The following is a 10,505-nucleotide window of genomic DNA, read 5'->3' as shown; positions in this document are numbered from 1 at the left end:
GTTCATCACTTTTCTATATTGCAAGTGTGAAGCGGCCAAAAGTGCCAACTGACCATCATCAAGATTATTCATAAAAGGCATCGGCAGGCATGAATTACCGCCATATCTATCACGCAGGCAACTTTGCCGATGTTCTCAAACACGCGGTTCTGGCGCGGCTGGTTCGTTACCTGCAAAACAAGGACAAGGCTTTCCGGGTTCTCGATACCCATGCCGGCATTGGTCTTTACGACCTGTCCTCGGAAGAAGCGCAGAAGACAGGTGAATGGCAGACCGGCATCGGCAAGCTCATGCAGGCCGAGCTTGCCGCACCTGTTGCCGATCTCCTCGAACCTTATCTTTCCGTGGTGCGCGAAATGAATCCGGATGGCGGCGTCAAGCTTTATCCCGGCTCCCCCAAATTGACCCGTATGTTGTTGCGCCCGCAGGATCGGTTGTCAGCCATGGAACTGCATCCGGATGATTCGCGCGCACTGGCGCGTCAATTCGAAGGTGATTTTCAGGTACGCGTTACAGAGCTGGATGGCTGGTTGGCGCTTGGCGCTCATCTGCCGCCGAAGGAAAAGCGTGGCCTTATCCTTGTCGATCCACCATTTGAGATCGCCGGTGAATATGAGCGCCTGGTCGACGGTCTTGCCAAGGCTTACCGGCGTTTTGCAACCGGTACTTATTGCCTGTGGTATCCGATCAAAAAGGGGGCGCCGATCAAGGCGTTTCACGAGCAGCTGCAGGCGCTTGAAATCCCCAAGATGCTGTGTGCCGAACTTTCAGTGCGCAGCGACCGTGAAGAGGGATTGAGCGGTTCTGGTCTGATCATCGTCAACCCGCCCTTCACCCTGAAGGACGAACTGCATACGTTGTTGCCAGTGTTGAAAACCATCATGGCGCAGGACCGCTACGCATCGCAGCGGGCCTTCTGGTTGCGCGGCGAGGCTTAAAACGGCGCCGTTTGACTGGTATCAGCCAGCTGCCTAGGGTTCATCCGGTTCAGACAGCTTGGCCCGCTCAAACAACAAGATGACGATCAGCCCCATGACCAATGGAATGATCAGGTAAAACATGCGGAACACCAGAAGAGCCGCGATGACATCTGCCGGGTTCATATCCGGCAGGCCGGTGACGAACAGAAGTTCGAGGACACCAAGACCACCCGGAGCATGGGAAATCAAGGCCGCAGAAAACGATACCAGGAAGATGCCGAGAATGACCATGTAACCGGGATTTCCGGCTTCCGGCAGCGCAAAATAAATAATGCCAGCCGCACCGATCAACTCCAACGGCCCGATGATCAACTGCTGGGCGACGAGCGGTGGAGCCGGATATGGAAACACCCGGCTGCCGATTTTCAGCGGGCGTGGTCTCAGCAGGCTGCCAGCGACGTAAATCCCACACAGCACAAGCAAAATACAGCCTGTTGTCGTAGACGCACCAACCGGCAGCAGGTCGCCAAAACGCTCGGTAATGTCAGGCTCATAAACCAGCACCAGGCCGGTCAGGAACATGGTGCCAAAAAAGAAGGTAAAGGAGCACATCGCCACCAGAATACCGACTTCCGTTCCACTGAGGCCCTTCGAGGTGTAGGCGCGATAACGCACCACGGCGCCAGAAAACACCGAGGCGCCAACATTGTGCGATAAAGCGTATGTGGTGAACGAGGTCAGCGTGATGAAAAGAAGGTTCACCTTGCGACCAAGGTGCTGCAAGGCGATCCGGTCATATCCGGCCAGAGCCGCATATGCCAGAAGTGTTGAAAGTGCAGAAAGTGACCAGCCTTTCCATGAAATGGCCGCCAGACTGCCCCAGACGTCATCAAGCGATAATCCGCGTACTTCATGGTAGAGCAGCCATATCGAGAACCCTATCGTCGCGAGGCCGACGACCGGCCATAGATATTTCTTCACTTTCATACGCACATGCCCGCTCGTTCCTCCCGGCAGAATCACTGCCTTGTTCACACTCCATCCTACCCACCAGCGTGACACTGATGAATAACGCAACGAGACGATAAAAGGCTGCACAGCCTTTCCATCTTTCCGTACGCCAACGAATTAAAAGATTCGTCCAACTTTATTCGTTATCGGAATAGACTTTCAACCTTTACCATCGGGTTTACCCTATCAAACAACAGTCGATATCCGCCCGAAAATTGCGCCACAGCCCCGGTTTTTTGTGGTTCAAAGCTGATATAAAGTTGAAACACATTCGAGTTATCCATTCAGGTATTGGCCGATGCCTCACGCATACGAACGTTCTGACCGCCCATGAAACAATATGCAGGCATAATCGCCCTTGGCGTCATGGCTGTGGCCGCAGCGGTATTCCTTCGTGAAACACCCGCCCCCCAAGAGCCGGCAACACCTTTGCCCCAAACCACCGTCAATCGGACTGATCCGGATCAGGCTGGCAGCGACACGCCGATATTAGGCACTGCACCAGCCCGCACACCGTCACGCACTCTGCCAAAATCATCCGGTTTTGATTTTTACGTGCTGTCACTGTCATGGTCGCCCAGTTACTGCGCCAGTTCTGAAGGTGCCAGTAACCGCCAGCAATGCGGCACCAGCCGCCGTTATGGTTTTGTGGTGCATGGGCTGTGGCCGCAAAATGAAAATGGCTATCCGCAGTTCTGTTCAAGCGGCGAACCCGACCGGGTTCCTGATGCGACTGGGCGAGCAATGTTTGACATAATGCCGTCAATGGGGCTGATTGGCCATCAGTGGCGCAAACATGGTTCCTGCTCCGGCCTGACGCAAAAGGAATATTTTGCCCTCACTCGCGCCGCCTTTGAGACGGTGAAACTTCCGCAAACCATTTCCAAAGGCAGCAAGGACCAGACCATTTCTGCTGACGGGCTGGAAAAGGCCTTTCTCAGCGCCAATCCCGGCATGAGCCAGCAAGGCATTGCCATAAGCTGCGATGGTGGACGGTTTGCAGAAGTCCGCATCTGCCTTACTCAAGATTTGAAATTCCGCTCCTGCCAGCAAGTCGACAGGCAGGGCTGCCAGATAAAAACAATGACAATTCCCCCAATTCGATAGGAAACATCCATGGAACTGCTTTACTCCCCCGCCTCCCCCTATTCTGCCAAGGTGCGTATGGCTGCCCGCTATCTTAATCTCGGCATCAAGGACGTCAGCGTCGATACCAATGCCGAACCGGCACCGCTGATCGACAACAACCCGCTGGGCAAGATCCCTACACTTCTGCTGGATGACGGTAATTCGGTTTATGACAGCGTCGCGATCATGCATTATCTCGACCGGCTTTCTCTCGGAAAGCTCTATCCCAAAAAACATCAAAAACGCGCCGATGCGGAAATCCTAGAAGCCTTGTGTGACGGTGTGATGGACTGCCTGCTCGCCATTGTTTACGAGCGTCGCTTCCGTCCGGAAGAAAAGGTCCACCAGCCCTGGATTGACAAGCAGTGGACCAAGGTTACCCGCGCGCTGGACTATCTCAACGCCAACCTTCCAAAGACCGGGAAAAAGCTGCATGGTGGCCACTTCGCCCTTGCAGCGATGATCGGTTATCTCGACCTCCGTTTTGCAGGCGAATGGGCAACTGGCCGCGAAGAACTGGCTGCCTGGCCTGAAAAGTTTGGCAAGCGGTTCAAGGACTACGCCGAGATGAAAACACCGGCATAATCCGAGCCCCGTCACAGCCGACATGCAAAAAGAGCAGAGAGGTCCGCCTCTCTGCTCTTTTTATTACGTGCCCGACATCTAAACACAGGGCAGAAAAAACCGGGGCTTGTGGCCCCGGTTTTCTTTTAATCGCGTTGCCGCAGATTAGAACTTTACGCCGATACCGACCTTGACGCTGTGGTCGTCGTAACCACGCGAGAAGGAACCGGAGTCAAGTGTGTAGTCCTTCTTGGCGTAGTCCGAGTAACGGTACTCGAGACGCGCCGTGATGTTGTCGGTTACGAGAGCTTCAACACCTGCACCAACGGTGTAGCCGAGTGCTGTTGCGCTGTCGCTGGACGTTGCGTCACGCAGCTTGTTCTCGGAGATTGCGAGACCACCCGTACCGTAGATCAGGAATGGGTTCATGTCGTAACCAACGCGAGCACGCAGCGAGCCGTTTACGCCCTGCTTGCCGGAGAGACCGGTACCAACCGCACCGGCAGAACCGCTTTCATCGCCGAGGCTGATGTCTGCTTCACCACCGTAAACGATCTGGCCGTTCTGGAAGTTGTAACCACCGTACAGACCGCCGCCGAAGCCCTTGGCATCACGACCGTCGTTGCTGCTGCTGAAGCGGCCCCAGTCGTAGTTTACAGTACCACCGACGTAGGCGCCGGACCAATCGGAAACCGGAGCTGGCTGCTCATAAGCAACTGGTGCCTGTGGAACTTCGTTGACCGCGTCAGCCGCCTTGGCTGCCGAGAAAGCTCCTGCTGCCATCGTGGAAGCCATAAGAGTTGCAACAAAAATACGCATGTCATTCTCCTTTTCACCACCGCATTGTGCGCTAAACCAAAGTCTCAACGCGGTTAAAAACAGTTAGGTTCCCTGCCCTTCTAGAAATTGAAAATGATGGGTGAATGAGGAGATCAAAAAGCCAAACTGTGAATTCTTTGTGGCACAGCAGTGACTGAAATTTGACGTTGCTAAAATGCAACGAAATTTTATTAAGGATAATATTTCCTTAAATTTAGAACATTCGGATTTTACCTATATTTATTTAAAATAAACTCCAAATATACTTAAAACCCTATTCCTGTATAACCTTAAACGAGCCTGTACAGCCCTTCGGAATATGATTTATATCGTAGTCGCATAGAGTTACACGCAGTTATAAAGCCGGTTTCGATGGAAAAAATACCCAAGACAGTCTTGATAACAGGCGCGTCACGGAGACTTGGGCGAGCAATCGCGGAGGATTTGGCTGCTCACGGCTTCACCATTGCGGTCCATGCGCGTTCCTCCATTCTCGAAGCGGAAGAATTCGCTAATATATTAAGGCAGAAAGGCGGCAAAGCGCAGGCCTTTGCGGCAGACCTTGCCGATATCACCGCAACATCGGAATTGATGGAAAAAGCCAGTAAAGCGCTTGGCCCCATCGGTGTTCTCATCAACAACGCCTCGATTTTCCGCAACGATTCGGCCGATTCCTTTGATGCCGCGACCTTTGAGGCGCATTTTGCCGTGCATGTGCGGGCGCCATCGATTCTGGCTGCAGGCTTGGTGAACCAGTTGCCGCAGGACAAAAACGGCCTGATCGTCAATATTATCGATCAGCGTGTCTGGGCACCCAGCCCGCGCTTTTACTCCTATACATTGTCGAAATCAGCGCTGTGGACGGCGACACAGACCATGGCGCAGGCCTTCGCACCTCGGGTGCGGGTGAATGCCATTGGGCCGGGCCCATCATTTAGAAGTGAACGACAACGCCCGCAGGACTTTCAGGCGCAGATCGACGGCCTTATATTAAAGAGAGGACCACAGCCGGATGAATTCGGCCGGACGGTTCGATTCCTTTTTGACACACCCTCCATCACCGGGCAGATGATCGCTCTTGATGGCGGGCAACACCTCGCCTGGGAAACCCCTGACGTGGCGGAGATACCTGAATGAACGGAAAGAAGCTGCCCGAGGGCGGCATTCTCTTCGATGAAAGCGATGATGACGACGATGATGCCCTCTCCGCGTCCACCGAGGATGTGAGTGCAAGCATTGGCGCATCCATTGACTGGTCTGCCGGCTGGAAAAACGAAACCGGCCTCAAGGGCATGGACCTGATTGCCGAATTCGTCAAACACCTGCCCAACAGGCCGGGCGTTTACCGTATGTTCAACGACGCCGGTGACGTGCTTTACGTCGGCAAGGCACGTTCGCTGAAGAAGCGTGTCGGCAATTATGCCCAGGGTCGTTTTCACTCCAACCGCATTGGCCAGATGGTTCGGTTGACGGTGAACATGGAATTCGTCACCACCCGCACGGAAACCGAGGCGCTGCTTCTGGAAGCAAACCTCATCAAACGTCTGCGCCCACGTTTCAATGTGCTGTTGCGCGACGACAAGTCGTTTCCCTACATTCTTATTACGGCCGATAACCGCGCACCTGCCATTTTCAAACATCGCGGCGCACGAGCCCGCAAGGGTGATTATTTCGGGCCATTCGCCTCGGCCAGCGCGGTTGGGCGCACCATCAACTCGCTGCAACGTGCGTTTCTTATCCGCACCTGCACCGACAGTGTGTTTGAAACCCGCACCCGCCCCTGTCTGCTTTACCAAATCAAGCGATGTTCCGGCCCCTGCACGCATGAGGTCAGCGATGCGGGGTATGCGGAACTTGTTCAGGAAGCCAAGGATTTCCTTTCCGGCAAAAGCCAGACAGTGAAGACGGCGATTGCCCGACAGATGAACGAGGCGGCGGAAGATCTGGATTTCGAGCGCGCGGCCGTCTACCGCGACAGGTTGGCAGCGCTCAGCCATGTGCAGAGCCATCAGGGCATCAACCCGGCTGGCATTGAAGAAGCTGACGTGTTTGCCATTCACCACGAAGGCGGCATTTCCTGCATTCAGGTATTTTTCTTCCGCACCGGACAGAACTGGGGCAACCGCGCCTATTTCCCGAAGGCCGATCCCTCCTTGCCGCCTTCCGAAATCCTCAACGCATTTCTCGCGCAGTTTTACGATGACAAGCCTGTACCAAGGCAAATCCTGCTGTCGGAGACAGTGGAAGAACAGGAGCTGCTGGCCGCGGCTTTGGGTGAAAAGGCAAACCACAAGGTCACGATCTCCGTGCCGCAGCGCGGAGAGAAAAAGGATGTCGTCGATCATGTGCTTGCCAATGCGCGTGAGGCGCATGGCCGCAAGCTTGCAGAAACATCATCACAGGAACGTCTGCTGAAAGGTTTCGCCGAAACCTTCAACCTGCCCTATGTGCCGCGCCGCATCGAAATCTACGATAACTCGCATATCATGGGCACCAATGCGGTTGGCGGTATGGTGGTGGCGGGGCCGGAAGGTTTCGTGAAGAACCAGTATCGCAAGTTCAATATCAAATCGACGGACATCACCCCAGGCGACGACTTTGGAATGATGCGTGAGGTGATGACCCGCCGGTTCTCACGTCTGCTGAAAGAAGAAGGCAAACCGGACAGAAGCCAGCCCGTTTCCAGCGAAGATGCCACCGACATGCCCTTCCCCGCATGGCCTGACGTTATCCTGATCGATGGTGGTCAGGGGCAGATGACGGCGGTGCGCGCCATTCTGGACGAACTCGATATTCGCGACTGTGTCACAGCCATCGGCGTTGCCAAAGGCGTGGACCGCGACGCGGGCCGTGAACGTTTCTTTGCCGATGGGCGCAGTGATTTTTCTCTGCCGCCACGCGATCCGGTTCTCTATTTCATCCAGCGCATGCGCGATGAGGCGCACCGTTTTGCCATCGGCTCCCACAGGGCGCGGCGCAAGAAGGAAATGATCAAGAACCCGCTGGATGAAATCAGTGGTATTGGTCCCGGTCGCAAGCGGGCACTGCTACAGCATTTCGGCACGGCCAAGGCCGTTTCACGTGCTGGCCTCAACGATTTGATGAACGTAACCGGCATTTCCGAGGCGGTTGCCCGACAGGTTTACAATCATTTTCATGAAAATAGCGCAGAATGACGATCTACCCCGTGTCTGCCTGCTAAAAAAAACACAAACAGATGTTGACGCTGACAGCATGCGGCTTCATCTAAAGCTGAAATTCCGTAAGGCAGGTTCTCCATGGCTTCTCGCGCATACAACATCCCGAATCTTCTTACCTATGGCCGCATCCTGGCCGTACCGGTAATCGTGCTGTGCTTCTTTGTGGAGGGGCAACTCGCCAGTTCGGATTTTGCGCGCTGGACAGCGCTGTGGATCTTTATTGTCGCGTCGATCACCGACTTTCTTGACGGTTATCTCGCCCGTATCTGGAACCAGACATCCAATATCGGCCGCATGCTGGACCCAATTGCAGACAAGCTGCTGATTGCTTCCGTACTTTTGCTGATGGCAGCGGATGGCACGATCGCCGGCTGGTCGGTTTGGGCCGCGATTACCATTCTGTGTCGCGAAATTCTGGTGTCCGGCCTGCGTGAATATCTGGCGGCACTGAAAGTGTCCGTTCCGGTCACCCAGATCGCCAAATGGAAGACCACCATCCAGATGGTGGCGATTGCCTTCCTGCTGGCAGGCCCTGCCGGTGACAAGGTTCTGCCTTACACCACAGAAACCGGCATTGGCCTGTTGTGGCTAGCCGCAGCACTGACGATTTACACTGGCTATGATTATTTCAGGGCTGGCCTGAAGCACATCGTGGACGCTGAATAATGACACGCCTCGTATATTTCGCCTGGGTTCGGGAAAAGATTGGCACGGCCGAAGAGGAACTGGATATCCCCGCTTCGGTCAAAACAGCAGGTGACCTGCTGGCCTATCTGACGACGCGTGGTGAAAACTACGAGGCGGCATTTGAGTTTCCACACGCTATTCGCGTTGCGGTCAATCAGGAACATATCGATCACGACGAAAGCATAGAAGGCGCTCGCGAAATCGGCATTTTTCCACCGATGACCGGCGGCTGACGGCACATGACCACCAAGCCGACCATCCGTGTGCAGTCAGAAGACTTCGATGCATCAGCCGAAGCAAAAAAGCTGACGGACAATGATCGCAGCATTGGTGCTGTCGTTACCTTCACCGGTCTTTGCCGCGATGATGGCGGCACGCTGTCGGCACTGGAACTTGAACATTATCCCGGCATGGCAGAAGCGGAACTAAACCGCATTGCCACGCTTGCGATTGAGCGTTTTGATCTTCTTGGCCTGACGGCCATTCATCGTTTCGGTAAAATTCCAACCGGTGACAATATCGTTCTGGTCATTGCAGCCTCGCGCCACCGCCAGGCAGCATTTGATGGTGCCAACTTCGTGATGGATTACCTGAAAACATCGGCGCCGTTCTGGAAAAAAGAACATGGCAAGGATGGCACGGCGGGCGAATGGATCGAGGCCAAGACCACCGATGACGCTGCCAAGGACAAGTGGCGTTAACAGAGCACGTCACAGTGCCAGGTTTTCGCTTCTGCGCACCACCAACCACAGCACAAGGCCTGCCAGCACAGCTGCGTCACGCCACATGACCGGACCGTAACCACCCCAAAAGGTCTCCGCCACGCCGATCAAAGCGGCGCCCACCGCCGAGGCCAACGGGCTGGAGTAACCACCGGCAGCCGAGATCAACACGATTTTCAGCCCGAATGTCAGCCCTGCCCCGAAATCCATATTGCCGTAGTAGCTCTCGGCAAAAACCGCGGCGAGTGAGGCAAGACAGGCGGCCAGGCAATAGGATGCCAGCAATATGCGGCTGGCATTGACGCCGCAGAGTTCAGCGGCAAACGCATCGTTGGAAACCGCTTTCCAGTGTCGGCCGAAGGTCGAACGTCTGAGGTAATGATGCATCAGCAGGATCAGGCTGAGGAACACCAGCGAATTGAGAATTTGCATGGCTGTCAGGGTCAGAGAAAACCCTTGAAGGAAAAACAAGGTGATCGGCCCCTGCATCAAGGGTGGCAACCATAACACCTTTGTGTCGGCGGCAAGCCGGGCTGCTTCCATCAGCGCAATCATCGCGCCGAGACCCGCCACCATCAGCGCATTGGGGGATGCCTTGACCAGAGGCTGAATGACCGAGCGACCGATGGTGACGCCAGCCCAAAGACCTGCCAGCATTGCAAAGGTCGCACCAAAAGCCAGCGTGGCCGGCAACACCAGCCACAGGCGGTTCCAACCAAAATCGGCAAACAGCAGATAGGTCTGGCCCGCAAATGCAAAGATTGCACCATAGGTGACATCCGCACGACGGGTAATCGAGAATACAAGCGTGTAACCAAAGGCCAGCACGGCATAGAGCGCGGCAATGGGTATGGCATTCAGAACCTGCTGCGCAAAATATGCCATGAGGCTGTCCTCGACCGAATAGCATTATAACTGGTAAAATAGGTTTTAGCAGTTATAATTTGGCATGGAATTTTCGTGGACCCCGCACCGGTTTTCTGGCGGCGCGCTTGCCCTTGATGTGGCAAACAGCGTGATCCTGCGGTTTGCACCCGAAAAATCTCTGGATCGTTTCGATGTTCCGCACCAGATCGATAGCTTCGCTTTCACCGCCAGTGCCCTCAGCACCGATCAGCAAGGCTGTATCGACCTCCAGCCAACCGATGCAGCAAATCGCCCTCACCTGTTTGCTCTAAGGGAAGCAATAGATAGCTATTTCAGAACATTCGTCACGGGTCACGATGACCGGCTGCTGCTTGCCACCTTGCTGGGTGCGGCGGCATCAGCACTGCGCCATGCCCCGCATGATCATGCCCTCGAGGCCGCAACCGCAAGATCGGCATTGCAGCTTCTCAGCAGCGATGAGCGGCAGCGGATCAGGATCTGTAGCAATTGCGGTTGGCTGTTTGTGGATCGCAGCAAGAACCGCAGCCGGATCTGGTGCGACATGACCGTGTGCGGCAACCGGAAAA

At 54.9% G+C, this 10,505-nt stretch carries 12 protein-coding genes; 9 read left to right on the top strand and 3 right to left on the bottom strand.

The features are described 5' to 3' along the window. Positions 1 to 89: 89 nt before the first annotated feature. On the top strand, positions 90 to 938 hold the full coding sequence (locus RT613_RS11130) for a 23S rRNA (adenine(2030)-N(6))-methyltransferase RlmJ (protein ID WP_313615346.1): 849 nt from the start codon (positions 90 to 92) through the stop codon (positions 936 to 938). Between the two features lie 33 nt (positions 939 to 971). On the opposite strand, the gene RT613_RS11125 is transcribed toward RT613_RS11130, so the two are convergent. Continuing rightward, a complete protein-coding gene (locus tag RT613_RS11125; protein WP_313615345.1) occupies positions 972 to 1,907 on the bottom strand; it encodes a lysylphosphatidylglycerol synthase domain-containing protein in 936 nt (311 codons plus the stop codon). A gap of 354 nt (positions 1,908 to 2,261) precedes the next feature. Between RT613_RS11125 and RT613_RS11120 the strand changes: the two genes are divergently transcribed. Next, positions 2,262 to 3,038, top strand: coding sequence for a ribonuclease T2 family protein (locus tag RT613_RS11120; RefSeq protein ID WP_313615344.1), 777 nt, complete (start codon positions 2,262 to 2,264; stop codon positions 3,036 to 3,038). Between the two features lie 9 nt (positions 3,039 to 3,047). Beyond that, positions 3,048 to 3,644, top strand: coding sequence for a glutathione S-transferase (locus RT613_RS11115; protein WP_313615343.1), 597 nt, complete (start codon positions 3,048 to 3,050; stop codon positions 3,642 to 3,644). 144 nt (positions 3,645 to 3,788) lie between these two features. On the opposite strand, the gene RT613_RS11110 is transcribed toward RT613_RS11115, so the two are convergent. Next, positions 3,789 to 4,442, bottom strand: a complete 654-nt coding sequence (locus RT613_RS11110; protein WP_313615341.1) for a porin family protein — start codon at positions 4,440 to 4,442, stop codon at positions 3,789 to 3,791. 372 nt (positions 4,443 to 4,814) lie between these two features. On the opposite strand from RT613_RS11110, the gene RT613_RS11105 reads away from it, so the two are divergent. The 5 genes from RT613_RS11105 (at position 4,815) to RT613_RS11085 (ending at position 9,030) form a co-directional block, all read left to right on the top strand. Beyond that, complete coding sequence (locus tag RT613_RS11105; protein ID WP_313615340.1) at positions 4,815 to 5,579, top strand: SDR family oxidoreductase; 765 nt, start codon at positions 4,815 to 4,817, stop codon at positions 5,577 to 5,579. Further along, positions 5,576 to 7,618, top strand: a complete 2,043-nt coding sequence (gene uvrC / locus RT613_RS11100) for an excinuclease ABC subunit UvrC (RefSeq protein WP_313615339.1) — start codon at positions 5,576 to 5,578, stop codon at positions 7,616 to 7,618. Before RT613_RS11105 ends, uvrC begins: the two co-directional genes overlap by 4 nt. A gap of 102 nt (positions 7,619 to 7,720) precedes the next feature. Next, positions 7,721 to 8,308: a CDP-diacylglycerol--glycerol-3-phosphate 3-phosphatidyltransferase gene (gene pgsA, locus RT613_RS11095; protein ID WP_313615337.1), complete on the top strand. Its 588-nt coding sequence runs from the start codon at positions 7,721 to 7,723 to the stop codon at positions 8,306 to 8,308. Continuing rightward, the gene (gene moaD / locus RT613_RS11090) at positions 8,308 to 8,562 is read left to right on the top strand and encodes a molybdopterin converting factor subunit 1 (protein WP_313615335.1); all 255 of its coding nucleotides are present in this window, start codon (positions 8,308 to 8,310) and stop codon (positions 8,560 to 8,562) included. Before pgsA ends, moaD begins: the two co-directional genes overlap by 1 nt. 6 nt (positions 8,563 to 8,568) lie before the next feature. Continuing rightward, the gene (locus tag RT613_RS11085) at positions 8,569 to 9,030 is read left to right on the top strand and encodes a molybdenum cofactor biosynthesis protein MoaE (RefSeq protein WP_313615333.1); all 462 of its coding nucleotides are present in this window, start codon (positions 8,569 to 8,571) and stop codon (positions 9,028 to 9,030) included. Between the two features lie 9 nt (positions 9,031 to 9,039). Here the strand turns inward: RT613_RS11085 and RT613_RS11080 are convergent, their stop codons facing one another. Next, positions 9,040 to 9,936 (bottom strand): branched-chain amino acid ABC transporter permease, encoded by an 897-nt coding sequence (locus tag RT613_RS11080; RefSeq protein WP_313615331.1) that lies wholly within the window; start codon positions 9,934 to 9,936, stop codon positions 9,040 to 9,042. 64 nt (positions 9,937 to 10,000) lie between these two features. On the opposite strand from RT613_RS11080, the gene RT613_RS11075 reads away from it, so the two are divergent. Then, a partial coding sequence (locus tag RT613_RS11075) for a CGNR zinc finger domain-containing protein (protein WP_313615329.1) occupies positions 10,001 to 10,505 on the top strand: 505 nt, incomplete at its 3' end.

The organism is Agrobacterium sp. (genome assembly GCF_032092815.1).
In the GTDB taxonomy this organism is placed as follows: domain Bacteria; phylum Pseudomonadota; class Alphaproteobacteria; order Rhizobiales; family Rhizobiaceae; genus Agrobacterium.
Note: the sequence above shows the minus strand (reverse complement) of the source record. Positions and strands in the feature narration are given on the sequence as shown.